Below are 25829 nucleotides of genomic sequence, written 5' to 3'. Positions count from 1 at the left end.
TATCAGTATTATATTTTTTCATATGTGTCTTGAGATACAGAAAATATATACTAGTTATGCTTACTGGAAAATGATATCACCATTCAACATCTCATAACATATAAAAAAGCAGTTTGATTTCTCAAACTGCCTTTTACTATCATTAAATTATGGAATTTAAAAACTTAACGCTTTGTAATGGTTTACCAATTTCTTGCTCGCAGTATGCAAATAGTAATTTTTCAAGTTCCTTCCATATTGTTTTGGGAAGTTCTATAGGCGTGTCTTCGCCCCACTGATATCCGAGAATTTGTGGTAATCCAGCTTTTACAGAACGAGAAATACTAAGATTTGTTGTTTCTTTCAACTGTATCCAGAATGGCTCAATACCATCATGATGTGAAAAAGCATTAGCACTAGGCACAACCCCTGCAAGGGATAGTAATTGCCATCCTAGCATTATCGTTCCTAGCTGTACATTGCGGCGTCGTATTTGCTTGGAATAGTTTACAACGGTATCAAACACCTTGCGATCTACATCATACATAGCAAATAGCTCTTGAATAAGCTCGCTTGCAACGGCAGCATAAGCGATGTTATCTAGATTTACGTCTAACGATTCTACCACATAGGAACCATCGATTTGTGTAACATTTACGTATTCTCCATCAGGTACGACTGTAATATACATAGCGCTAAAAGGACGTAGATATGAACTGTTGCGCATAGTCATCATTCGCTTATGTGGTATTGATGCTCTAATAATCCCCAAACTAGGGGTAATAAACGTAAACACTGAGTATAACTTATACTTTTTTCGACTGATTACGATGGCCGGTGTATTGAAGCCACCATTAAGCTTCTTCATTTTCTTCTTCCGTTGGTTCCTCTTCAGGTAAAGGTGTTACTTTAATACGGGATACGCGATAGCCTTGCATTTGTGTTACTTCAAAGGTATATCCCAATGCATCCACAGTATCACCAACGATTGGTGTCCGTTCTAAGAGACCAAATACATAGCCCCCAATTGTATCAGAATCGGAATCGTCGATTTCAACGTCCATCATTTCTTCTACTTCGTCTACGAGGACCTTACCATCAAATTCGAAGGATCCATCTGCATAAGCAATCTTAGCTGGTAAGTGTGGTTCATGTTCGTCTTGAATATCCCCAACGAGCTCTTCGATAATATCTTCAAGACCTACAAGACCAACCATACCACCGTATTCATCTACAACAATAGCTTGATAGATACGACGAGTTCTCATGTATTGTAGCAGTGTAGATAACTTCATTACCTCTGGCACAGTTAAGATATCTCGTTTTACATTACGCAAATCCTTACGCGCTTGGTTAGGACGTTCCATGAGGTCCTTAATATGAACTAGACCAATGATATGATCCTTATCCTCCACACATAGAGGGTAACGTGTATGAGCTTTAGAGCGAATAAATTTCATCGCTTCATCGTAACCGTCTTCAACGAAAATACAGTCCACATCTTGACGCGGTACCATAACCTCTTTAGCTCTACGATCTACAAAGTTAAATACATTGTCAATCAACTCTGATTCCACTTGGTCTAGTTGACCTTCTTCATGGCTTCGAGAGATCATCATACGGATTTCTTCTTCAGAGTACACAAGGTCTAGCTCTGTTAAATATTTTGTTTTGTAAAAGTCCAAAATAACAGTGGAGATTTTGCTAGCAATCCAAATGAACGGATATACCAAACGACCAGCAGCTACTACGATACGGCTATAGGTATTTACATACTTTGTTGGAAACGATAAGCCCAATGCTTTAGGTACGATTTCACCAAAGATTAAAACAATTAAGCTAATTAATAACAATAAAAGTATATCTAGTACGAAGTGCATCCATGTACTATGCACATTAAATACTGCTACAAGTTGATCTACGATGTTATCAAATACATAGGTACCTGTACCAGCAAGAGCCAAAATAAAGAATAAAATCAAAAACTGCGTCGTATTTAAAAAATACTCAGGGTTTTGATAGAGTTTTAATAAAAACTCTCTATCCTTCTCTAAAAGGATATCCATATCCTCAACATGCTCTTTACGAAGACGAGCAAAGGAGAACTTTGCGACCACAAAAAAGTTAATTAAAAATATACATACAAGACCAAACCCTATGGGTAACAGGCCATCTACACTATCCATCTTAATTCCTTTCATACAATAGGGAAAACAAGTTAGTTTTTATTATAGCAAAAATTATTTTCTATAACCAAGTTCAGATAACATGCCGGATTTATTGCGCCAATCCTTTTTAACCTTAACCCAAAGGTCTAAGTACACCTTTGTAGCCAATAGTTTTTGAATATCTACACGGGCTTCAGCACCGAGTTGTTTCAACAAGGCACCTTTCTTACCGATAATAATGCCCTTTTGGGAATCTCGTTCACAGTAAATAGTAGCACGGATATAGGTTGTACCATCATCACGTGTTTTCATTTCATCTACGTCTACAGCGATAGCATGAGGGATTTCATCACGTGTAGCCAATAGGATTTTTTCACGAACAATATCAGAAATGATAAGACGTTCTGGTTGGTCTGTAATCATATCCTCTGGGAAGTATTGTGGACCTTCCGGTAATGTTTCTTCTAATACATTTAGAACTTCATTTAGGTTCTCTTTATCCTTTGCAGAAATAGGAATAACCCCTGCAAATGGATATGCATCTTGATAAGACACGATAGCTTCTAAAAGCTCCTCTTTTTTGAGGGTATCAATCTTGTTAACAACTAAGAAAACAGGCACTTTTACACGTTTTAATTGCTCTATAATAAAGTTATCACCAGGGCCGCGTTTTTCATTGCCTGCTACTACAAATAAAACAGCTTCCGTTTCTTTCAAGGACTCAATGGCAGCATCTACCATGAATTCACCTAATTTATGTTTTGGCTTATGTACACCTGGTGTATCCATGAAAACGATTTGTTTTGCTTCATCTGTATATACACAGATAATACGGTTACGCGTTGTTTGAGCCTTATCGGATACGATAGCGATTTTGTCGCCAATAAGGGCATTAATTAATGTAGATTTACCAACATTAGGGCGTCCTACAACGGCAACAAAGCCAGATTTAAAATGTTCGTTCTTATTCATTATATGGTGCATCCTCCCGCACATAACCGAGATTACCTAAGATAAATTCTTCTTCAGTACGCATCTCTTTTTTATCTTCATCGTTCATATGGTCATAGCCTAAGATATGTAAGCAACTGTGAGTCGTTAAATATGCTAATTCTCGTTCAAAGCTATGTCCATATTCGATAGCTTGTTCACGAGTGCGCTCTAAAGAAATAATCATATCACCAAGTAAATGATGTTCCTCTTCACTGCCTTCGTAGTCATCCCCTTCATTAAGGGCAAAGGACAATACATCAGTAGGTCTATCGATGCCGCGATATTCCTTATTGAGCTCGTGAATCTTAGCATTATCGCAGAGTAAAATACTCATTTCATCTTCTTCAAGACCATATACGCGACTCACTTCATCACAGACCTTGCGTATAACAACCTCAATATTGGAATCCTCTTGAATTCCTTCATCATAGCTAATATGTATATACATGCTTATCCTTTCGCTACATATTCTTTAGATGCTGCGTTAGTTTCCGCAGTCTCACCAGCTAATTTACGTTCATGATACTGATCGTAAGCTTTTACAATACGTCCTACTAAATCGTGACGAACAACGTCTTGATCGCTAAAGTAAACCATATTAATACCAGGTACATGACGCAATACCTTTTCAGCCTCGCCGAGACCAGACACAACACGTGGTGGCAAGTCAATTTGTGTCTTATCACCGTTGACTACCATTTTAGAGTTGTTACCTAAACGTGTTAAGAACATCTTCATCTGCTCAGCCGTCGTATTTTGAGCTTCGTCTAGAATAACGAAGGCATTTTCTAAGGTACGACCACGCATATATGCTAATGGTGCTACCTCGATAGTACCACGTTCCATAAAGCGTTGTACTTGCTCGATGCCAAACATTTCATGTAATGCATCATAAAGAGGTCGCAAATAAGGATCTACCTTGTCTTGTAATTCACCAGGTAGGAAGCCTAATCGTTCACCAGCCTCTACAGCAGGACGAGTCAAAATGATTTTATCTACATTGCGGTTTTTTAAATAGAATGCGGCTAACGCTACGGCTAGGAATGTTTTACCTGTACCGGCAGGGCCTATACCAAAGGTAATGGTATTTTTACGAATGCTATCTACATAGTATTTCTGACCTTCCGTTTTAGGCGTAATATTTTTACCGCGCATATTAACGGATAAAGTATCTTCAAACATAGTATGTACAGCATCAGCTTTACCGTTCGCTACGAGTTTTGCCGCAATACGAACTTGGGACTCAGTGATGGTACTGCCTTCACGATATAAAAATACCAGTTCCTCCAACGTACGATATAGGGCCTCTACTTGCTTTTCATCGCCCTTGATAACCACAGTATCCCCGCGTGCCACTACATCGACAGAGATGACTTCAAGCATCATATGCAAATATCGATTATGTTGACCTAGTATGGATTGTGCTAGGTCATATGTAGGAAATGTAAATACTTGTTCGCTCATACAACCTCCTAATCTATAAACTTACGAACGGCTTTGCCGTTTAAATAATCACAAAGATCACCTTGATGAGCATCTAGTTCGTCTAATTTATCATCAATTAAATCTTGAACTCGCCACCACCCCATGGACCAGTTCGTAAATAACGTATTATCTTCAGGTGCTCGTCCTACAAGACGTTGTAGGACAATGTCAGGATGCAAGTGACGAACAAAATTCACAACCCGATCAGCATATTCTTCAGCACTAATTAAGGTAAATTGCCCCTCTTGGTACCACTTAGCCATCAGTGTATTTTTCACAATGTATAAAGCATGTAGTTTAACTTGATCTACGCCAAGGGCTGACAAAATACGGGCCCCTTCGATGGTATCCTGCATTGTATCCCAAGGTAAATTGACAATCATATGAGTTGTGACATTAAATCCGTATCTCTTAATGCGCAATACAGCATCAATAAACTGTGCTAAATCATGGCCACGATTAATCTTCTCAAGGGTATCATAATTGACCGTTTGCAATCCTAATTCAATATAAATATCCTTATGAAAGCGATCTCTAATGTCAGCTAATATGTCTAAGTATTCATCGGCAATGCAATCTGGTCTTGTAGCAATAGCAATGCCTACCGCTTCGTTGATACAGCCTTGTTCCATATAGCTTTTAAAGTCAGCAAGTCCCAAATAGGTATTACTAAAGTTTTGATAATAGGGTATAAATTTTTTCGCCTTGTACTTAGGACCAATGTGAGCAATGTTTTCCTCTAATTGCATACGCACTGTCATCCAAGCAGGACGATTTTCATAGCCCGCACCAATTTCTCCGCAGAAGGTGCAGCCCCCTACGCCAGCTGAACCGTCTCTATTAGGACAAGTCAGAGGCAACGCCACAGGCAATTTATAAACCTTTTCCCCATAGGCTTCTTTATAATATTTAGATACCATGCGGTATCGTTTTGGTCTCGTTGTATCGGTCATAACACTCCTATTTAACTAACCAATCATCGCTTGTTATGTAATATCTCAACTATCAAAAATTAGATAAATTATTTTTATGTTACTAACAAGCCTCTATTTCAGGACGTATAAATGGTTTTACCTCTTTATTAACGTCGATAATTACTGTAAATGGTGTATTAGGTACATTCTCTATGCCTAATACATGTGCCGTATCTTCAGACATTGGCATTTCTACATATTGTTGGCGAATTTTACGCCATTCTTTAAATGTATAGTTTGGAATATACTGAGATGCAATCTCTTCGTTGCGCCAGAATGATTCCCCTTCTTGTAAAAGTTCCTTTGTCTGTTTCGGCAAGCCAACGGCTTCGCTCCGTACCTTACCTCGATAGCTAACAAGTGTATCGTACTGTAATAGTTCGGCTGCAACCTTATCGCCTTTAGACAAGAAGAAATTATACAAGAACTCAATTTGGTCGATATCTTTCAAATTAACCTTATTATTTCCAGCATCGAGCCAAGCCTGTGTCATTTCACAGAAATAGGTGAAAGCATCTTTTTTAGGCTCCACTTTAGAAGGATCATACTTTTTCATAGGTGGTACATGATTTGTTACTGTATCCTCACCAGTTATTGATGTATCAGTATGTTCCTTTATGAGCTTGCTACCAATATAGCCAAAGACAGTTCTAAAGCGCTCACTATTATAGAAGCGTTCAAATACATCTTCAAAATGCTTTAAGAAGCGTACATCTTTATAAGGTAATACATGGGTACTCAAAACCTCGTAAGGTGCTAAAGGATCACTAATATATTGGTATTCCTCCATGCGGCGTACACCAGAGCCTTTTAGTAATTTTAAGAAACCTATTTGTAGCGCATGAGGTTGTAAGCTGAAAAGATCATTAAAGGATAAACCAAATCGCGCTTTATTTTCATGAGGTAAACCTACAATTAGATCCATATGCACATGGGTACGACCGGCCTCAATAATAGGACGGATAGCTTTTTGAATGTACGGCCAATCGTTATATCGGTTAATAGCATCTAAAGTTTTCTTATGTGTACTTTGTACGCCCACTTCGATTTGAATACGGCCTGGTGGTGTTTCACAAAGAATATTGGTTTCCCACTCCGTCATGAGCTCAGGTTCCATTTCTAAATGGAAGTTCGTCTCTGTATTGGCATCTCGCATAAATTCCATCAACGGACGATGGTGATGTGGTGCACAGTTAAATGTTCTATCTACAAACTTAACTTGCTTTACCTTATGGTCGATAAACCATTGTAATTCTTTAAAAGTTCGCTCTTGTGGGAAGAATCGCACTGTATTCTTATTGCCAGATAAGCAATACTGACAAGAGAACGGACAACCACGAGAGGACTCATAGTAGATAATTTTATGTTCTAAATCAATCATATCCTCTTCTACATATGGGAATGGAATAGTGCTAAGATCTTTAACCTCTACGGCCTCAGTGGATCCCATAAGTAGACCTGTAATATGGCGGCCCCGTACACCAGGGATTTCTTCTTCTAATCCATCCTTACCATTTTGTAATGCACTAATGAGTTGGTAGAAAGCTTCTTCCCCTTCACCTTGTACAACATAGTCTACAGCATGGCAACGATTTAGAATTTCATCGGCAGTGAAAGATACCTCCGGACCGCCTAAGATAATTTTAATATCTGGTCGAACGGCTTTCACCATGTCCACCACATGTAAGGTCATTTCAATGTTCCAGATATAGCAAGCAAAGCCCAATACATCTATATTGCACTCTGTAATATCGCTAAGAATATGTAAAACAGGCATATTAATAGTATATTCTACTATATCGTATGCCTGTCCGTGAGCCTGCCCGTAGGCTTTGAGATACCGCAAAGCCAGGGAGGAATGTATAAATTTTGAGTTTAATGTGGATAAAACTACGTTCATAGGTCCCCTTTAAATCATCGAATGGCTCAGCCACCGTCTAGTCATAATATATATATTATACCATTAAAAGAGCCCAAAGATAAAGGAAACAATAGCACCCACTAAAATGACAACCCCTATTACAGAGAGGATAATGCCACCGAAGAATACAACAGCTGCTAAAACAACAGCTAATATGATAATCAAAATGATGCGACTAAGCCAGCTTGTACTATTAAAGCTATACACCTTAACATGTGGCCCATATTGATTGTACTCTTCACCGCGTTGATACTCTTCGTTCACATTACTAGGTGCAGAGTCTACATGAACAGAATCGCCTACCTCTTCAATGGTTACACCGTCAAACTCACGGCGTTCGTCATCAGATAATACCCGTGTATTAGGTTCTGCAGCACGTGTATTACTACTGTAGCTATCACTACGCTCACTACTTCTATATGTATTTTGATTGTTATTTATATTGTGTTGATCATTCATTGTTAAGTCCTTTATATGACCAAAATAATAATTAATTTTATACAACTTATTATACCATACTTTAATATAAAAAATGCAAATAAATATCCCCTACAGATATAAGTTCATATATCTATAGGGGATATTTTTATTTGTATTGCTTATACGACTTTAGGCTAACGCACAAATTAGTCTTTCAAGTATTTTTGAAGTAATTCATTTACCATACCAGGATTAGCACGGCCTTTAGATTCTTTCATAACTTGACCTACTAAGAAGCCAATAGCCTTACCATTGCCACCTTTGAAATCTGCCACTGGTTGTGGATTATTAGCAATAACTTGTTTAACGATTTCTTCGATAGCACCAGTATCTGTGATTTGAACAAGACCTTCTTCTTTTACGATAGTATCAGCATCCTTGCCGGATTCCCACATAGATACGATAACTTTTTTCGCAATTTTACCGGAAATTGTACCTTTATCGATAAGGGCAATCATACCAGCCAAGTTTTCTGGGCTTACTTTAGATTCAGCGAATGTTAAACCACTTTCATTAATCATCTTGGACAAGTCACCAAGCATCCAATTAGCCACAGTCTTAGCATCTGCACCTGCTTTTACAGTAGCATCTAAGAAATCTGCAGTTTTACGAGATACAGTAAGGATTGTCGCATCTTCACGAGACAAACCATATTCAGATACAAAGCGTTCAATCTTAGCATCTTGCAATTCAGGTAACACACGGCGTACTTCTTCAATTTTTTCGTCCGTAATTACAATTGGTACCAAGTCTGGTTCAGGGAAGTAACGGTAATCGTTTTCTTCATCTTTCTTACGCATACCAATAGTAATGCCTTGAGCATCATCCCAAGTACGTGTTTCTTGATCTACTTTACCGCCAGCTTCGATCAACTTAGCTTGACGCAAGGCTTCATATTCAACAACCTTTTGAATAGCTGTTAAGGAGTTAACGTTCTTTGTTTCTGTACGTGTACCAAACTCTTTAGTACCGCGCAAACGTACGGATACGTTACAGTCACCACGCAAGGAGCCTTCTTCCATACGACCGTCAGATACTTCTAAGTATTGCAAGATGGAACGTAGTTTTTCAACATATGCTCTTGCTTCTGCACCGGAGCGAATATCTGGTTCAGATACGATTTCAAGAAGAGGAACACCTGTACGGTTGTAGTCAACGTTAGAAGATTTAGAATCGGAAATAGTGTTACCACTGTGAACAAGTTTACCTGCATCTTCTTCCATGTGAATACGCGTAATACCAATGCGTTTAGTTTCACCATTTACTTCAATATCCAAATGACCATTTAAGCAAATTGGCAAATCATATTGAGATGTTTGATAGTTTTTAGGCAAATCAGGATAGTAGTAATTTTTGCGGTCAAATTTATTAAAGTTTAGAATTTCACAGTTCAATGCTAAACCAACTTTGATAGCAAATTCTACTACTTGTTTATTTAACACAGGCATAGCACCAGGCAAGCCAAGGCATACTGGGCATACATGTGTATTTTGATCGCCGCCGAATTCAGTGGTACAACCACAGAAGATTTTAGACTTAGTCTTAAGCTCTGTATGAACCTCTAAACCAACGACTGTTTCGTATTTACTACTCATAGAGAAACCTCCCCAGTTGGTGCTACTAATTGACAGTCCGGACGTGCTTGTTCAAATGTGAAAGCAGCACGTAATAATGTTTCTTCACCCATAGCAGGGCCAAGTAATTGTAAGCCAATTGGTAAATTACTGCTACTCATACCTGCTGGGATGCTAATACCTGGAATACCTGCAAGATTTGCTGGTACTGTACAGATATCTTCTAAGTACATTGCCAATGGATCATTTGCTTTTTCACCAAATTTGTAGGATGTATTAGGTGCAGTTGGTGTTAAAATCAAATCCACCTTGGAGAATGCTTCGTCAAATTCGTTTTTAATGAGGCGACGTACTTTCAATGCTTTCAAATAATAAGCATCATAGTAACCAGCACTCAATACATAGGTACCTAACAAGATACGGCGTTGCACTTCAGGACCAAAGCCTTCTGTACGAGTTTTAGTAGACATATCTACTAAGTTATCTGCAGGTACCCGCATACCATAGCTTACACCGTCATAACGAGCTAAGTTAGAGCTAGCTTCTGCCAATGCGATGATGTAATATGCAGACAACGCATATTTAGAATTAGGCAAGGAAACCTCAACGATTTCAGCACCTAATTTTTTATATGTTTCGATAGCCTCTTCCATAGCTTTTCGAACTTCGCTATTAAGACCATCACCAAAGAATTCTTTTGGTACACCAATTTTTAGATTTTTTACATCATTTACAAGGGCAGTAGTGTAATCTACACGAGCACCTGGAATGGATGTGGAATCTTTAGCATCGTGGCCAGAAATAGCATTTAATACTAAAGCAGCATCAGTTACATCTCGAGTAACAGGGCCAATTTGATCCAAAGAAGATGCGAAAGCAATTAAACCATAACGAGATACATTACCGTAAGTTGGCTTAAAACCTACAACACCACAGAAGGATGCTGGTTGACGAATAGACCCACCTGTATCAGAGCCAAGAGCCCAGATTGCAGAGCCACTAGATACAGCAGCTGCACTACCACCAGAAGAACCGCCTGGTACACAGTCAATATTCCAAGGATTAGTTGTTTTTGCTAATGCAGAGTTCTCTGTAGAACCACCCATAGCAAATTCGTCCATGTTAAGTTTACCAAGACTAATATAATGATTGTCTTGTAAACGTTCAATAACAGATGCATTGTATGGAGGCACAAAGTTTTCCAACATTTTAGATGCACATGTTGCAGGTTCATCTTTAATACAAATATTATCTTTAATGGCACCAGGAATACCTGCCAATGGGGAAATAGCTTCACCTTTAGCAATTGCTTCATCTACAAGCTTAGCTGTAGCCAAAGCACGATCATGAGAATCGGATAAGTACGCATGTACAGTCGGTTCCACTTTCGCTTTATGAGCAATAACAGCATTCGTCAATTCAACAGCGCTGATTTCTTTATTCACTAGTTTCTTGTGTAATTCATGAATTGTTGCCACAGCGAAACCTCCTATTCTTGTACAACGCGAGGTACTTTAAAGTACCCATCCTCTGCTTCTGGAGCATTGGACAAAGCTAAATCATGATCTAAGGATGGTTTAGTTTCATCCTCTCTAAATACATTGTTCAATGGTACTGCATGAGCCATTGGTTCTACATCATTAAGTTCTAATGCATCTAGTTCAGCAACATAAGTCAAGATGTCGGACAACTCTTTTTCTACATGTGCCATATGTTCTTCCTTAACTTCCAAGCGTGAAAGTAAGGCGATTTTTTTAATTTCCTCTTGGCTGATTTTCATCGAGACACATCCTTTCATAATTATTTATTATAAAGCAAATAATATATATTTTCAAAATATTGTAGAATGTATGTCTATTGGATTTCTCCAAGGTCCTTAAGTAGTTCTACGAATTCTTCTTCATTCATAACGCGAATACCCAATTCATTTGCTTTAGTAAGCTTACTACCACTGTCTTCGCCAGCAATAACAAGGGTTGTTTTCTTAGATACGGAACCTGTCACCTTAGCCCCATGAGCTTCAAGAATCTTACCCGCTTCACTGCGGCCCATAATTTCAAGCTTACCTGTGAGAACGACGATTTCGCCTTCCATTTGGTTGCCTGCTGCTTCAACAACATCTACAGTCATCTTAAGTCCTGCCGCTGTTAAACCTTCAATGATTTCTACATGAGCAGGATCTTGACGATATTCAACAATACTATCCGCCATTGTAGGACCAATCTCTTCTACTGCAACGAGTTCTTCCTTAGTAATAGTCATGAATCGTTCCATAGATTTCACAACACTTGCAATTGTTCCGGCTGCTTTAGATCCAATTAGTCGAATACCAAGACCATATAGTACACGGTCTAATCCGCGAGCTTTAGAATCTCCGATAGCTTTTACCAAATTCTCAGCAGATTTCTTACCCATTCGGTCCATTGTAACTAGTTGGTCCACCGTTAAATGATATAAATCAACAACATTGGTGATTAATTTGTTATTAATTAGGTTTTCTACAATGCTAGGTCCGAGACCATCGATATTCATAGCATCGCGAGAGGCAAAGTGAATGATTTGCTCTTTCTCAATAGCAGGACAATGTTTATTCGTACAACGTACAGCGGCTTCCCCTTCACGTCGGACTGCAGGAGATTCGCATACAGGACATGTATTAGGAATGGTGAAAGGCACTTCAGAACCAGTACGTTTTTCTGGAACTACGCGAATAACTTCTGGAATGATTTCTGCGGCCTTGTGAATGATGACATGGTCACCAATACGGATGTCCTTTTCATTGATAAAGTCTTGATTGTGTAATGTTACACGACTCACATTTGTACCAGATACGAATACAGATTCCAATTCACCAGTTGGAGTAAGAACCCCCGTACGCCCCACATTGATAGTAATATCCTTAAGAATAGTCTCTACCTCTTCTGGCGGATATTTGTAAGCTGTGGCCCACTTAGGATCCTTCGCAGTACTGCCAAGTACCTCTTGGTCATCGAAACTATTAACCTTAATTACCATACCGTCCGTATCGTATGGCAAGTCATGACGTTTTTCATCCCAATAATTTATAGTTTCAATAACTTCATCAATGGTTTGACACACGCGATAGTGAGGATTTACAGAGAACTTAAAGTTTTCTAAGCTTTTAAGTAATTCCTCTTGGCTATGAATATTAGCCCCCACTTCAGAACCGATTGCATAGGCAAAGAACGCTAAATTACGACTTGCTGTAATAGCAGGATCTTGTTGACGCAAGGAGCCAGCTGCTGCATTACGAGGATTTACAAAGGTAGGCAAGCCCTCTTCATCACGTTCTTCATTTATACGTTTAAATTCACTATGAGGCATATACGCTTCACCGCGAACCTCGATAAATTCTGGCGCATTCTCTAGGTATAAAGGAATGGATTTAATAGTACGTACATTGGCAGTTACATCCTCACCAACACGACCATCACCTCGCGTTACGGCACGTACAAACATGCCATTTTCATAATGCAAATTGACCGCCAATCCATCAATTTTTAACTCTACTACATACGCAGATGGCTTATGTCCTAATTCCTTTTCTACGCGACTAGCAAATGCTCGAACTTCATCAGCATTGAATACATTGGAAAGACTCAACATAGGGCGTCCATGAACGACCTTTTCAAAGGAGCCTTCCACCTTCATGCCTACACGTTGTGTTGGAGAAGATGGCACAATATATTCAGGATGAGCTGTTTCTAAATCCACAAGCTCACGATATTTTTTATCATATTCAAAGTCACTCATCGTAGGAGCATCTTTTACGTAGTATAAATACTGTGCATGAGTAAGCTCTTGTTGCAACTCTTTAATTCTATCTTTCGGATTCATATTATATCCCTTTTACTGTGCAGTAACACTCTATACTATTCCATACAAACAAGGTAAAGAGGTTAACTGCGATACACAAGTTTTATCCCTTTTTAACAGGTGCAAATTTAGCCATAACCACACGTACACCTTGGGTTGGGAATTCAATAGTTAATTTCATACCAGCCCCTTCACCAGCAACATTGATAACCTTACCATTGCCCCACTTACTATGAATAGCAGTATCGCCAACCTTCCAATCGGCAATTACTTCATTGCGAACGATAGGCTTCGTAACTGGTCGACTTGTAACACTCATATGTTGCGGCACATGACGCTTAATATCATCAGGTACTTTACGCTTAGCACGCAAACCATCTACCAACTCTTCTGGAATTTCATCGATAAAACGAGATGGTAAATAGCTGCTAGTGCGTCCAAATACGGTACGCGTAGTGGCATTAGAAATATATAATTCCTTTTCAGCACGAGTAATACCTACATAAGCAAGGCGGCGTTCCTCTTCAATTTCCTCAGGGTTCATCAAGGTGCGACTATGAGGGAATAAACCTTCCTCCAAGCCACCTAAGAATACAATAGGGAATTCCAAACCTTTCGCAGCATGTAATGTCATCAATGTAACTTTAGACTCTTCTTGCTCGAAAGAATCAACATCATTTACGAGTGCTACTTGTTCCAAGAAGTCTTCCACTGTACCAGTTGGATTTGTATCTTGGAAGTCTTTAGCTACAGATAAAAGTTCACCGATATTCTCAGCGCGAGCCTGATCTTGTGGATCTGTACTTTCTTCTAATTGTGCTAAGTAACCGGTTCTATCGAGAATAGATTCTAAGATATCAAGCACAGTTTTATCTTCCATTTCAGCTACAAGAGTAAAGATAAGGATACCAAATTCTTCTAACTTTTCCTTTGTCTTACCTTTAATCGTATCTACTAGATGCAACTGTGTTAATGTCATAAACAAGGACGTGCCATTTGCACGAGCATAATCTTGTAGTTTTGCCACTGTAGTAGCACCAATACTACGCTTAGGTACATTGATGATGCGCAATAAACTTAAATCATCGAAAGGATTATATAACACACGTAGATATGCCAAAACGTCCTTAATTTCTTTGCGATCGTAGAACTTTGTGCCCCCTACCATTGTATAAGGCAATGCTCTCTTAATCAGTGCTTCTTCAAGTACACGAGATTGAGCATTTGTACGGTACAAAATAGCCATATCACCATAAGGTACACCATGAATATCGTGCTTTTTAGCGATGGTATCGCCGATGAAAGCAGCTTCTTCATGTTCAGACTGAGCCGTAAAATGTTGAATTTTAGCCCCTTCTGTCTTATCTGTCCATAAATTTTTCTTAGGCCGACCTTCGTTATTTTCAATTACTGCATTGGCTGCATCAAGAATAATCTTTGTAGAACGGTAATTTTGTTCCAACTTGATAGATGTGCAGTTTGGATAATCCTTTTCAAAGTCCAAGATATTTTGAATATCTGCGCCACGCCATGCGTAAATACTTTGGTCAGCATCACCTACTACGGCGATATTCTTCCAATATGAAGCCAATAGTTTAGCCAATAAATATTGCGCATGGTTCGTATCTTGATATTCGTCGATCATAACATAACGAAAACGCTTGCTATATTTATCTAATACAGCCTCATTAGACTGCAATAATTTAACGGCTACCAATAAAAGATCATCAAAATCTAGAGCATTATTCTTACGCAATTCCCGTTCATAATACTCGTATACATCAGCAACCTTTTGTTGGTAAAAGTCTCTTGCCTGCTTTCTAAAATCAGAAGCGAAGAGCAATTTATTCTTTGCATCTGAAATAGCTGCTATCATAGCACCAACAGGATAGTATTTATCATCCAAGTTTAGTGCTTTCAATGCTGCCTTAATAACAGCTTGCGAGTCAGATGTATCGTAGATTGTAAAATTACTGTTATAACCTAAGAAGTTATCTAATTCAAAACGCAAGAATTTCGCACAGAAGCTATGAAAAGTGCTGAGCCAAATACGATTGGCTACATCACCTACTAAACCTTCTACACGGCTTTTCATCTCCTTAGCCGCTTTATTGGTAAAAGTAATGGCTAAAATTTCATAAGGATTAACACCTTGAGCCAATAAATGTGCAATACGAACGGTTAACACCTTTGTTTTACCAGATCCAGCACCAGCTAAAATCAATAAAGGGCCTTCCGTATGTTGAACGGCTTGTTGTTGCTCTTTATTTAAACCTGTTAGTAATGAATTCATCGGAACACCCCTATCGCCCTTACATATACTATAATTTGATAATCATATAAATAGAGAAGAAGAACGTTGCAAGCAACGTTCTTTTCCCTTTGTATACTACTATACTATTTCATAGCACCAAGAATTGGTGGTACGATTTGTTTTTTACGAGACATAGTATTTGGCAAGAATACGCCATTGTCTTTAACTTCTTTTTCAAATGCTTTTGTTACTACTGCTTCCACATCACCACTGAATAACAACGTAGTGCTTTCATCAAGAATATTTGTAACCATGATGTAAGATGCATCATAGTTATTAGCGCTCCGAAGAGCTTCTAATGCAGCTACAAGTTCAGCTTGTTTAGCCAATACATCTGTTGTATCCATAACAGAAATTTGACCGATAGAAATTGTTTTACCTGCTTCGGAGAATTCTTTCATATCTGTACGAACGATATCATCATTAGTCAAATCAGAAATATCTGCGCCAGCTTTTAACATATCAAGGCCATAGGACTCGATATCTACACCAGCGATTTCAGCCAATTTGTGAGCCATATCTTTATCTGTTTCAGTACATGTTGGAGAACGGAATAAAACAGTATCAGAAATGATAGCAGATAACATCAATCCTGCAATACCTTTAGGGATTTCTTGATTATTTTCCATATACAATTTAGTGATGATTGTATTGGAGCAACCTACTGGTTCTAAGCGCATGAATACAGGACCATCAGTTTCAAAATCACCAATGCGGTGATGATCCACAACACCACACATATTCATGGATTTATAACCATCAATGATTTGCTTAGATTCATTGTGGTCAGTTAGGTATAAGTTGCCACCTTCTGGAGCAAACTCTTCCCAGTTTTTAACGATTTGTGGATGTTCAAAACCAAAATGGTTCAAAATGTATGTTGTTTCTTTGTTTGCTTCACCTGCACATACTGGAGTAGCTGGTGTGCCCATTTGTGTTAAGAAATTAGCAAAGGAAATAGCAGAACAAATAGAATCTGTATCAGGGCTTTTATGACCTGCTACATATGTTTTTACATCACTCATAATATACCTCTTTTATATAAATTTCACACTTAATATCGACTTACGTCAATCCGATTTTTAACTATATTATTATATCATAAATTATATAAAAAAACACGCCACTACTAAGTAGTGACGTGTTTTTGTCATTCTACAAAATTATCTAATGTAAATGATTAGTCGTGATTTTTTTTGCGGTTTGTAAACAAACCAGGTCCAAGTTTTTCAATGATGATGAACAGCATTGGAATGATAAAGATACCAAACAATGTTGCTGTTGTCATCCCTGCTACTACAGTAATACCCATGGATGTACGAGCACCAGAACCAGCACCAGTAGATACTGCCAATGGCAATACACCAAGGATAAACGCAAAGGATGTCATCAAGATTGGACGCAAACGAATTTTTGCAGCCTCGATAGCGGCATCAACGACGTTCATACCACGTTCGTCAACACGAATCTTAGCATACTCGATGATCAAAATCGCATTTTTTGCGGCCAAACCAACAAGTGTTAAGAGACCAATCTGCATGTAAATATCATTAGCTAAGGAATATCTACCAGTAAAGTTCAACAAGAATGGCACTAAAGAAGCACCAATCATACCAGATGGTACGGAGAACAATACAGCAAATGGAACCTTCCAAGATTCATATAAGGCAGCCAAGATTAAGAATACAAAGACTAGGCCTAAACCAAGAATCATCATAGTTTGAGAACCAGCTTTCAACTCTTCACGAGATTGACCAGCCCAGTCATAGGTATAACCAGCAGGCAATGTTTTAGCTGCTGCCTCTTTTAATGCGTTAATAGCATCACCGGAGGAGTAACCACGTGCTTGGGAACCGCCGATTTGTACAGCCATCGCATTATCAAAACGAGTAATACTAGATGGTGTACCTGTTTGTTCCTTCGTAATATAGTTAGAAACTGGAACCATAAGGCCCTTGCTATTACGAACAGCTAACATATTAAGCTGATCCGCATTTTGACGATAAGCGTCTTCAGCTTGAACTACTACTTTGTAGTTTTTACCGTATGTAGTAAAGTCATTGACTTGAATACTACCGTAGAAACCTTGTAATGTAGTGAAAATATCAGCTAATGCCACACCATCTTGAGCCGCTTTTTCACGGTTCACATCAAATTGTAAGGATGGTGTAGATGTATCAAATGTAGTGTAAATGGATTGAATAGCTGGACTCTTACGAGCTTCTGCAATAAACTCATTGGCACGTTCAGCCATAACTTGTGGGCTGTCACCAGCTTTGTTAATGAGGTACATACTAAAGCCACCAGTAGTACCAAGGCCTGGGATAGATGGTGGATTCAAAGCAACTACAGTTGCTTCTGGTACACCTTGAGCTGCAAAGCCAAAGGTTTGACCAATCATTGCATTAATAGATGTAGCTTGTGTTGTACGATACTTCCAATCGGACATTGTGGCAAAGATTACACCAGCACTTGATTTTTGACCGCCACCTAAGAGGTCAAAGCCAGCTACAGTAAATACTTCTTGGAACAATTGTTCATCCTTAGGTTTTTCAGGATCATTTTTACCTTCTAAGAAGGAAGCAATTTTCTCAAGTGTTGCCATCGTACGCTCAGATGTAGCCCCTGGCGGCTCATTAACAGCAATCATATAATAACCGCTATCCTCTGCAGGTACAAAGGATGTTGGTAAGAAGTGAAATACTAAACCAGTACCACCTGCAAAGATTAACAATGCAATAACAGTTAAGCTCAAACGATGGCTTAAACGAGCCAATTGGATACCATACCAATTGCTAAAACGTTCTAAAGCCGCATTGAATTTGTTTAACTGACGATGTACCCAATCTTCACGCTCTTTAGGCGTATGCGGTTTTAACATCGTAGCACATAACGCTGGTGTTAACACAAGAGCGATAATTGCAGAGATAACAACAGACACAGCAATTGTTAATGCAAATTGTTTATATAAGATACCTGTCATACCACCCATGAATGCAACTGGTACGAATACTGCAACCAATACGAAAGCGATACCAATTACAGGACCTTGTACATTTTCCATCGCTTTAATAGCCGCCTCTTTCGGAGGTAAGCCATTATATTTTAATTCATATTCTACAGCCTCTACTACAACGATAGCATCGTCAACAACGAGGCCGATGGCCAATACCATGGCAAATAATGTCAACGTATTGATGGAGAAATCAAGTAATACGAAAGCACCAAATGTACCTAATAAGGATACAGGAACTGCAATCATAGGAATAATCGTAGATCTCCACGATTGTAGGAACACATATACTACGATAAGAACGAGTAACAATGCTTCTACAAAGGTATGCTCTACCTCATTGATAGATGCACTTACGAATTTAGTATTATCTACAACCACGTTATATTGCATATCTGGTGGGAAGGATTTAGATTGTTCATCTAGTACCTTCTTAACATTTGCAATAGTTTCTAATGCATTGGCATCATTTTGTAAGGAAATAGCAAAGCCTGCTACCTCTTTATGAGCGGACTTAGCAATAAAGTCATATCCTTTAGCACCAATTTGAATGCGAGCAACATCTTTAAGATGCAATACTTTACCATTAGAACTTTTAATAACAATATTACCAAATTGTTCAGGTGTCACAAGACGACCATCAACTTTAATAGGATATTGGAATGCTTGTTCCCCATTAGTAGGATTTTGGCCTACCGTACCTGCCGCAGCCTGTAAGTTTTGCCCCTTAATAGCTGCAGTCACTTCAGAAATAGTAACACCGAGGTTTTGCATTTTTGCAGGATCTAACCAAATGCGCATAGCATAGTCGGAACCGAACTCTTGTACAGAACCAACACCCTTAATGGCTTTAATAGCATCCATCATATAGTTGGTAGCATAGTTCTTTAAGAATGTAGAATCATAAGTACCATCAGGTGAGCTCAAGGAGAATACCATTGCCATATCACCAGATGATTTAGTAGTTGTAACACCAACTGCTTGTACCTCTGCAGGCAATTGTGCAAGTGCTGCTTGAACACGGTTTTGAGTATTAACCGTATCCATATCGGCATCTGTGCCTTGATTGAACTGAACAGTCAAAGAGTAGCTACCATTACTTGAGCTACTAGATGTCATATAGTCCATATCTTGTACGCCTACGATTTGTGTTTCAATAACACTGGCTACCGTATCATTAACAACTTGAGCCGTTGCACCAGTATAGGCAGTGTTTACACGAACTGTAGGTGGAGAAATTTGTGGATATCGAGCTACCGGGAGGTTCATCATGGAAATGAGACCTACCAAGGTAATAACAATGGCTATTACAATGGCAAAGATAGGTCGATTAATAAAGAATTTCGACACGATCTAGCCCCCTTCTATTTTGTAGCTTTCAACTGATCTTTTGAAAGTAATTTAGCATTTACTTTCACACCATTCTTAACCTTAGTTAAGCCATCTACGATAATTGTATCGCCTGCTGCTAAACCAGATTTAATGATAGTTTCACCACCAGTAGTGCCACCAATTTCAACAGTTTTTTGCTCTACAACACCATCAGCATTCACAACATAGACGAAGTTTTTATCCATAATTTGAAGAATCGCACGACTTGGTACAAGGATAGCATTTTTAAGTTTTTCGCCTGGAGAAATAACTGTTGCATACATATTTGGCAACAATAAATGATCAGGATTTGGGAAAGATGCTTTCAACACAAGCTTACCTGTTGATTGATCAAGACTTTTTGCTGCTTGAACAATAGAACCAGGTTGATTATACGTTTCGCCATCAGCAAGTTTTAATTGAATATTTGGACTATTGGAATCATCGCCAGTTGGATTTTTCATGAAGTCAAGATATTCTTGCTCTGTCATACTAAATTCAACAAAGATAGGATCGATAGAATCAATGGTTACTAATGTTGTAGAACCTGCTTGTACAAATGTACCCATATCGATATCATCCATACGTAATGTACCAGAATATGGTGCATATACCATTGTATCGCCATAGTTATCTTGAGCAATTTTTACGGATGCTTGGTATGCTTCATAAGCTGCCTTAGCTTGTTCTACAGTGCTGCGTTGTGTATCTACACGTTGTTGCGCAATAGCATCTTGTTGAGCCAATGTTTCATAACGATTGAGGTCTACTTCAGCATTTTTATAGTTTGCATTAGCTTGAGCAGCTTGTGCTTCAGCATTGGCAAGAGCAGCTTCGTATTGACGAGAGTCGATGCGATATAATGGCTGTCCAGCTACAACTTGCTCCCCGCCTTTAACAAATTTTTCCACCACATAACCAGTCACACGAGCATGTACAGCTACAGAGTTTTCTGCAACTACAGTACCAGCATAGGTTTGATTTACCTGTGCATCACTTGCAGTAATTTTGTATGCATTGACACTCACGTCGCCTGCTTGCTGTTGATTACTGCCACAACCAGCAACAATTACAGCGGATACAACGAGAGCCGCTAACATACGGGAATAACGGAACTTCATTATCTGTACTCCTTTACACGAAACTAATCATCTATGTGTCATAATTACATAAATATCTATATATATTTTACAGGATTCTATAGACAAAGTCAATTTTTTCGATACCCCTCTACCTTTATAAAACATAGATAAAATCTATATAAATTCATATTCATTGTGCAATCAAAGCGATAAAAATTATTGACATTTATTATTTAATGTGAACACAGATAGTTTTTAGAATTGTAAAAATATAAATCACAAGTTTGATTTAACAACTTTCATTATATATATTATAACCACTATCATTCACTAAAATTGCTTCATTATTGTTTATCGGCACTAATGCTATCTTATCTTGATAAGTATCTAATGTTTTCTGAGCAGTTTCTTCAAATGGATACTCTCCTATATGCGGCAGAACATAATGATCAAATACATTTAACCCTGCATAATCATCTAATTCAGAGGCTATACTTTTATCATCCATTATCTGATTATATTCAATATTTTCAGACATAATAATCGCTCCAGCAGACTCTCCAATATACAATAAGCCTTCTTTGATTCTCTTGAAAAGTACGTCTACTAGATTTTTCTTTTTTAACTCTTGTAGTAAATAAAAAGTATTCCCACCAGATATACAAATGCATTCTGTCTTTAAAAACCTATCCTTTAAATAATCTTCATCAAATTTAGAAATATCAATAATTTCTAATTCATACCCTAAAGATTTTAACATCTCAATTCCTTCATCAATAAATCCTGTATAGGGCTCGACATTTCCAGCCGTAGGAATAAAAATTATTTTATTAGAAACCATTTTTGAAAGATACTTTTTGGTTATACTTTTTGTTCCTGCCAAATAGGACGCGAGTAAAATCTCCATGACTTATCACCTTTGCAATTCGCTATATAAATTAATATTATATTTAATCTTATATATAAAAAAACTACCTAAGAATCCACCTAGGTAGTTTTTAAAACCACTAAATCGACTACTCTATATCTATTATAGCCGAAAAGTTACATATTTATTTGTAAGCATAGACTATTTTGATAAAAGTATGCTTATTATTTGGTGGAGATGAGGGGAGTCGAACCCCTGTCCAGAAGTGTTGCCATATAGACTTCTCCGAGCACAGTCTATGATTTAGATCTCAGGTTGCTACCGCTCACAGACAAGCTACACAACCCCAGTTCATATTGTCTCGCCTAATTCATATGAACAACTGAATTAAGCCAGCCTACGGTTTGACGTCCATTCACACTTGGTAGGCACAAGTATGAGGGACGTAGCTTATGCAGCTAATGCAAAATTTTCTTCTGCGTTTAAATATTTTCCCACCGTTTAACGGCCTCATGGAACGCCGACTCGCTATCTATACCACACGCACCCCTGTCGAAACCTTTACATCCCCGTGCGTCGGTCTCATAATTATAAGCCTATTTAATATTACTGTCAATTATATGAACCCTTTACAACTCAGATATATCCACTATTGTTAGACTACTCCACTTATCTAATATAGTCTACGTAACCAGTCAAATTTCGGATTCTTTTAATTCTCTCTTTATTAGATATATTATGTACCATCATAAGTCCAATTGTTTCATAGCATTTTGCAGTGATTGGCACACATAATCTATTTGTTCTTTATTATGCGCAGCCGTAACAGTGAGTCGAATTCTACTTTCACCAATAGGAACTGTAGGTGGTCGAATAGCAGTCCCAATAATTCCAGACTCATAAAGATATTGAGACACTGCTAATGTATCTTCATTACTACCTATAAGAATCGGAAAAATCGGTGTTTCATTGGTAGCATTAATTCCCATGGAAATCAATTGGTCTGCCATATAATTTACATTTTCATGTAAACGCTGTAAAACGGATACATCTGATTCAAGAACATGTAGTGCAGCTAAGGCAGCCCCTATATCAGCAGGAGATAATGCGGTAGAGAATATAAAACTGCGGCTCGTATTAACGAGATAATCTATGATAGTGCTATTGGCAGCGACATAGCCACCAACAGAGCCTAAAGATTTACTCAATGTACCAAGTTGTATGTCTACTTCTTTTTCAAGTCCAAAATAGGCCGCTGTACCATGACCATTACCAATAGTTCCAGTTGCATGGGCATCATCTACCATGAGCAGTGCATTATATTCACGGCTCAGTTCATATAGCTTATCTAATGGTGCAATATCCCCATCCATACTAAATACGCCATCTGTAACTATAAGCTTTCGAGTATTTCGATCCACCTGTTTTAACAGATACTTTAATTCGTCTATATCACAGTGGCTATATGTTTTTACAGTACCTCGACTTAATCTACAGCCATCAATAATACTAGCATGATTAAGAGCATCACTAAAAATAATAGTATTCTTATCTGCTACGGCAGAAATAGTTCCTACATTGGCCATATAACCAGTATTAAATACAAGGGCTTTTTCAGTATTCTTAAATTTAGCTAATGACCTTTCAAGCTCTGTAAATAATGGAAACGTACCAGATACAAGGCGCGATCCACCAGATCCTGTTCCATATTGTTGAGCCCCTTTTAGAGCCCCTTCTATTACACGAGGTTCAAAAGTTAAGCCCAAATAATTATTTGAAGCCATCATTAAATATTCTTTATCATCTCGTTTTACTCGCACTGCATCAATAGGACAGTATTCTCTTAAGGTTCGTAAATTATGGTTCTCTATCTTAGAGTCCAATTGTTCTTTAAAAAATTTATACATTCTATCTCCGTTGAACAAGTACTGGAGCACGCTCCAAATACTCAATTACACTTTTACTATCTATATCAGACCGTACAAAGAAAACACGGCCCCCTATATTTGAGCCCAATTCTTTCATATTAGGAATTCGATGGTATACACCATTACAAGCAACATAACCTACTGTATAGTCTGGATCATCAGACCAACATAATTCGCCAACAATACCATCTGCTGATTGAACCTTTGAAGCTAATACTAAAGCCTCTCTCATATGTTCATTATCACCTAATGCATGAGAGTCAAAGGAGTCCATATGACTAACACGTACTCCGCGGTCACCTGTATCTAAGCGCTCGCCAGTAATGGCATCCACTAACATAGCGCCGCGCATAGATTTATCTAAACTTTTTAACAAAAATATAGCTTTAAGAACAGCTGCCTTACTAATATTAGGACCTTGTAAAAGCTCAGTCGCCAATTGATGGGATTCAGAAATGCTACTAGTTTTATGTTCCTCTACCTTTAGACAATCAATATATGTAATCTTCTCCGGTGGGATTAAATCTACAGTAATATTGATAAAATCAGCTGTTCCTTTACTGTGATGCAGTGCGCGATCAGCTAACGATTGAGCTATAGCCCCTACTTCTTCTAATTTTACGATACGCTCTGCCCCAGAAATATGGTGGCCCCCTTTTTCATGGGGACCACCTTGAGCAGCACGCATGCGTACACTATATAATTCATTCATTATGATACCTTACCTTTTATAATATTGTTTTGATGTGCATGGCTGTGAATTTTACGGAATACTTTTACAAATACTGGAGCCATAATGACTGTAAAAATCATGCCAGGCACTGCCAAGGCAACCATAGGTAATGCAGCCTTACCGATATATACAGACAAGGTCAATCGCGCTAATGCAGATGCAATCGGTCCGGAAATCATAATACCTATCATATGATTATGGCACATCCAAAGAATTAGCCCTACGATAAGTCTAAATTGCATAGCAATCATAACATTCAAAATAGTTTGTGTACCTAGTGCTAAACCGATTAAACTAGATAGACATCCGCTAATAATATATTTCTTAAATCCGAATACGGCACATATGGCTACCGCCAATGGAGCTGACAGTTGAAACTCTATACCTGGAATGACATTAGGTATTTTAATAGCACCTAATACAGTAATCATAGCCGTTAAAATAGCAACCTCTGTAATGTACCGAATGTTCTGATTCATGATGTTTCTCCTCTACTTAGAAAATGTCAACCACAAACACAACTCTTTGTTTACATTATAATTTCAATATACATATTTATCAACTAAAAATACAAGATTAGTTGACAAATATCACAAAAAAAGACCGAGCCAAATGACTCGATCTTTTTATCTTAATATTTTTGTTGCTCTTTGAGACGCTTTGCAATATCTCGCTTAGCATCGCGTTCTGCCATATCTTGACGCTTATCATATAACTTTTTACCAGTTACAAGGCCAACGGTAACCTTTACATAACCATGGCTAAAATGGAAATTAAGCGGCACTAAAGAGAATCCTTTCTCCTTAACTTGAGCATGCAATTTATTGATTTCAGATTTATGCATCAACAATTTACGGGTCCGTTCAGGTTCATGATTAAAACGATTGCCCTGTTCGTATGGGCTGATATGAACACCATACAACAAAAGCTCGCCTTTATCAATGCGACAAAAGCTATCCTTTAAGTTCAGTTTACCTTGACGTATCGATTTAATTTCAGTACCTGTCAAAGCAATGCCTGCTTCATAGGTTTCATGAATATTAAAATCATGACGGGCCTTACGATTATCAGCAATAAGAGATGGACTAGATTGTTTTGCCATATGTACC

At 38.1% G+C, this 25829-nt stretch carries 21 protein-coding genes and 1 other RNA gene; all 22 read right to left on the bottom strand.

From position 1 onward, the window contains the following. Positions 1-142: 142 nt before the first annotated feature. The 22 genes from KH109_RS06210 to smpB all read right to left on the bottom strand — a co-directional run bounded on the left by KH109_RS06210 (position 143) and on the right by smpB (position 25822). Positions 143-847 carry a DNA repair protein RecO C-terminal domain-containing protein gene (locus KH109_RS06210; RefSeq protein ID WP_295216851.1) on the bottom strand — a complete coding sequence of 235 codons (705 nt, stop codon included), beginning with the start codon at positions 845-847 and terminating at the stop codon, positions 143-145. Then, a complete protein-coding gene (locus KH109_RS06205) occupies positions 834-2165 on the bottom strand; it encodes a hemolysin family protein (protein ID WP_295216848.1) in 1332 nt (443 codons plus the stop codon). Before KH109_RS06205 ends, KH109_RS06210 begins: the two co-directional genes overlap by 14 nt. Positions 2166-2219: 54 nt before the next feature. Beyond that, on the bottom strand, positions 2220-3119 hold the full coding sequence (gene era, locus KH109_RS06200) for a GTPase Era (protein ID WP_005386518.1): 900 nt from the start codon (positions 3117-3119) through the stop codon (positions 2220-2222). Beyond that, a complete protein-coding gene (gene ybeY / locus KH109_RS06195; RefSeq protein ID WP_295216846.1) occupies positions 3112-3588 on the bottom strand; it encodes an rRNA maturation RNase YbeY in 477 nt (158 codons plus the stop codon). The genes era and ybeY overlap by 8 nt, the downstream gene beginning before the upstream one ends. Before the next feature lie 2 nt (positions 3589-3590). Then, a complete protein-coding gene (locus KH109_RS06190) occupies positions 3591-4604 on the bottom strand; it encodes a PhoH family protein (RefSeq protein WP_119208058.1) in 1014 nt (337 codons plus the stop codon). Between the two features lie 8 nt (positions 4605-4612). Beyond that, positions 4613-5578, bottom strand: a complete 966-nt coding sequence (locus KH109_RS06185; RefSeq protein ID WP_295216841.1) for a TIGR01212 family radical SAM protein — start codon at positions 5576-5578, stop codon at positions 4613-4615. 82 nt (positions 5579-5660) lie between these two features. After that, positions 5661-7499 carry a B12-binding domain-containing radical SAM protein gene (locus tag KH109_RS06180; protein WP_295216839.1) on the bottom strand — a complete coding sequence of 613 codons (1839 nt, stop codon included), beginning with the start codon at positions 7497-7499 and terminating at the stop codon, positions 5661-5663. Between the two features lie 63 nt (positions 7500-7562). Continuing rightward, on the bottom strand, positions 7563-7979 hold the full coding sequence (locus tag KH109_RS06175) for a DUF4229 domain-containing protein (protein ID WP_295216837.1): 417 nt from the start codon (positions 7977-7979) through the stop codon (positions 7563-7565). 167 nt (positions 7980-8146) lie between these two features. Further along, positions 8147-9595: an Asp-tRNA(Asn)/Glu-tRNA(Gln) amidotransferase subunit GatB gene (gatB, locus tag KH109_RS06170; protein ID WP_295216835.1), complete on the bottom strand. Its 1449-nt coding sequence runs from the start codon at positions 9593-9595 to the stop codon at positions 8147-8149. Continuing rightward, complete coding sequence (gene gatA / locus KH109_RS06165; protein WP_295216832.1) at positions 9592-11052, bottom strand: Asp-tRNA(Asn)/Glu-tRNA(Gln) amidotransferase subunit GatA; 1461 nt, start codon at positions 11050-11052, stop codon at positions 9592-9594. The genes gatB and gatA overlap by 4 nt, the downstream gene beginning before the upstream one ends. A gap of 11 nt (positions 11053-11063) precedes the next feature. Continuing rightward, positions 11064-11354, bottom strand: a complete 291-nt coding sequence (gatC, locus tag KH109_RS06160) for an Asp-tRNA(Asn)/Glu-tRNA(Gln) amidotransferase subunit GatC (protein ID WP_295216830.1) — start codon at positions 11352-11354, stop codon at positions 11064-11066. Between the two features lie 74 nt (positions 11355-11428). Further along, positions 11429-13432, bottom strand: a complete 2004-nt coding sequence (gene ligA / locus KH109_RS06155) for an NAD-dependent DNA ligase LigA (RefSeq protein WP_295216827.1) — start codon at positions 13430-13432, stop codon at positions 11429-11431. A gap of 82 nt (positions 13433-13514) precedes the next feature. Continuing rightward, positions 13515-15704, bottom strand: coding sequence for a DNA helicase PcrA (pcrA, locus tag KH109_RS06150; protein ID WP_295216824.1), 2190 nt, complete (start codon positions 15702-15704; stop codon positions 13515-13517). Between the two features lie 104 nt (positions 15705-15808). Then, the gene (locus KH109_RS06145; protein ID WP_295216822.1) at positions 15809-16750 is read right to left on the bottom strand and encodes a manganese-dependent inorganic pyrophosphatase; all 942 of its coding nucleotides are present in this window, start codon (positions 16748-16750) and stop codon (positions 15809-15811) included. Positions 16751-16905: 155 nt separating this feature from the next. Continuing rightward, positions 16906-20088 (bottom strand): multidrug efflux RND transporter permease subunit, encoded by a 3183-nt coding sequence (locus tag KH109_RS06140; protein ID WP_295216820.1) that lies wholly within the window; start codon positions 20086-20088, stop codon positions 16906-16908. Between the two features lie 14 nt (positions 20089-20102). Next, on the bottom strand, positions 20103-21230 hold the full coding sequence (locus KH109_RS06135; RefSeq protein WP_295216817.1) for an efflux RND transporter periplasmic adaptor subunit: 1128 nt from the start codon (positions 21228-21230) through the stop codon (positions 20103-20105). A 250-nt stretch (positions 21231-21480) separates the two neighbouring features. Beyond that, on the bottom strand, positions 21481-22098 hold the full coding sequence (locus tag KH109_RS06130) for a Type 1 glutamine amidotransferase-like domain-containing protein (RefSeq protein WP_295216814.1): 618 nt from the start codon (positions 22096-22098) through the stop codon (positions 21481-21483). Between the two features lie 190 nt (positions 22099-22288). Then, positions 22289-22630, bottom strand: a transfer-messenger RNA (tmRNA) gene (ssrA, locus tag KH109_RS06125). 175 nt (positions 22631-22805) lie between these two features. Next, a complete protein-coding gene (gene bioF / locus KH109_RS06120) occupies positions 22806-23966 on the bottom strand; it encodes an 8-amino-7-oxononanoate synthase (protein WP_295216811.1) in 1161 nt (386 codons plus the stop codon). 1 nt (position 23967) lies between these two features. Beyond that, entirely contained in the window at positions 23968-24699 is a 732-nt protein-coding gene (locus tag KH109_RS06115; RefSeq protein WP_295216808.1) for a 6-carboxyhexanoate--CoA ligase, read from the bottom strand. Then, positions 24699-25199 (bottom strand): hypothetical protein, encoded by a 501-nt coding sequence (locus KH109_RS06110; RefSeq protein ID WP_295216805.1) that lies wholly within the window; start codon positions 25197-25199, stop codon positions 24699-24701. Before KH109_RS06110 ends, KH109_RS06115 begins: the two co-directional genes overlap by 1 nt. A 152-nt stretch (positions 25200-25351) precedes the next feature. Continuing rightward, positions 25352-25822: an SsrA-binding protein SmpB gene (smpB, locus tag KH109_RS06105; RefSeq protein WP_004697155.1), complete on the bottom strand. Its 471-nt coding sequence runs from the start codon at positions 25820-25822 to the stop codon at positions 25352-25354. Between the last annotated feature and the right edge of the window lie 7 nt (positions 25823-25829).

It is taken from the genome of Veillonella sp. (genome assembly GCF_018381775.1).
In the GTDB taxonomy this organism is placed as follows: Bacteria; Bacillota; Negativicutes; order Veillonellales; family Veillonellaceae; genus Veillonella.
This window is presented reverse-complemented; position numbering and strand designations above follow the sequence as displayed.

What these genes read in the sequence shown, in the direction of transcription:
- KH109_RS06210 (WP_295216851.1), bottom strand. Translation starts at nt 847, where the DNA reads ATGAAGAAGCTTAATGGTGGCTTCAATACACCGGCCATCGTAATCAGT.
- KH109_RS06205 (WP_295216848.1), bottom strand. Translation starts at nt 2,165, where the DNA reads ATGGATAGTGTAGATGGCCTGTTACCCATAGGGTTTGGTCTTGTATGT.
- era (WP_005386518.1), bottom strand. Translation starts at nt 3,119, where the DNA reads ATGAATAAGAACGAACATTTTAAATCTGGCTTTGTTGCCGTTGTAGGA.
- ybeY (WP_295216846.1), bottom strand. Translation starts at nt 3,588, where the DNA reads ATGTATATACATATTAGCTATGATGAAGGAATTCAAGAGGATTCCAAT.
- KH109_RS06190 (WP_119208058.1), bottom strand. Translation starts at nt 4,604, where the DNA reads ATGAGCGAACAAGTATTTACATTTCCTACATATGACCTAGCACAATCC.
- KH109_RS06185 (WP_295216841.1), bottom strand. Translation starts at nt 5,578, where the DNA reads ATGACCGATACAACGAGACCAAAACGATACCGCATGGTATCTAAATAT.
- KH109_RS06180 (WP_295216839.1), bottom strand. Translation starts at nt 7,499, where the DNA reads ATGAACGTAGTTTTATCCACATTAAACTCAAAATTTATACATTCCTCC.
- KH109_RS06175 (WP_295216837.1), bottom strand. Translation starts at nt 7,979, where the DNA reads ATGAATGATCAACACAATATAAATAACAATCAAAATACATATAGAAGT.
- gatB (WP_295216835.1), bottom strand. Translation starts at nt 9,595, where the DNA reads ATGAGTAGTAAATACGAAACAGTCGTTGGTTTAGAGGTTCATACAGAG.
- gatC (WP_295216830.1), bottom strand. Translation starts at nt 11,354, where the DNA reads ATGAAAATCAGCCAAGAGGAAATTAAAAAAATCGCCTTACTTTCACGC.
- ligA (WP_295216827.1), bottom strand. Translation starts at nt 13,432, where the DNA reads ATGAATCCGAAAGATAGAATTAAAGAGTTGCAACAAGAGCTTACTCAT.
- pcrA (WP_295216824.1), bottom strand. Translation starts at nt 15,704, where the DNA reads ATGAATTCATTACTAACAGGTTTAAATAAAGAGCAACAACAAGCCGTT.
- KH109_RS06145 (WP_295216822.1), bottom strand. Translation starts at nt 16,750, where the DNA reads ATGAGTGATGTAAAAACATATGTAGCAGGTCATAAAAGCCCTGATACA.
- KH109_RS06135 (WP_295216817.1), bottom strand. Translation starts at nt 21,230, where the DNA reads ATGAAGTTCCGTTATTCCCGTATGTTAGCGGCTCTCGTTGTATCCGCT.
- KH109_RS06130 (WP_295216814.1), bottom strand. Translation starts at nt 22,098, where the DNA reads ATGGAGATTTTACTCGCGTCCTATTTGGCAGGAACAAAAAGTATAACC.
- bioF (WP_295216811.1), bottom strand. Translation starts at nt 23,966, where the DNA reads ATGTATAAATTTTTTAAAGAACAATTGGACTCTAAGATAGAGAACCAT.
- KH109_RS06115 (WP_295216808.1), bottom strand. Translation starts at nt 24,699, where the DNA reads ATGAATGAATTATATAGTGTACGCATGCGTGCTGCTCAAGGTGGTCCC.
- KH109_RS06110 (WP_295216805.1), bottom strand. Translation starts at nt 25,199, where the DNA reads ATGAATCAGAACATTCGGTACATTACAGAGGTTGCTATTTTAACGGCT.
- smpB (WP_004697155.1), bottom strand. Translation starts at nt 25,822, where the DNA reads ATGGCAAAACAATCTAGTCCATCTCTTATTGCTGATAATCGTAAGGCC.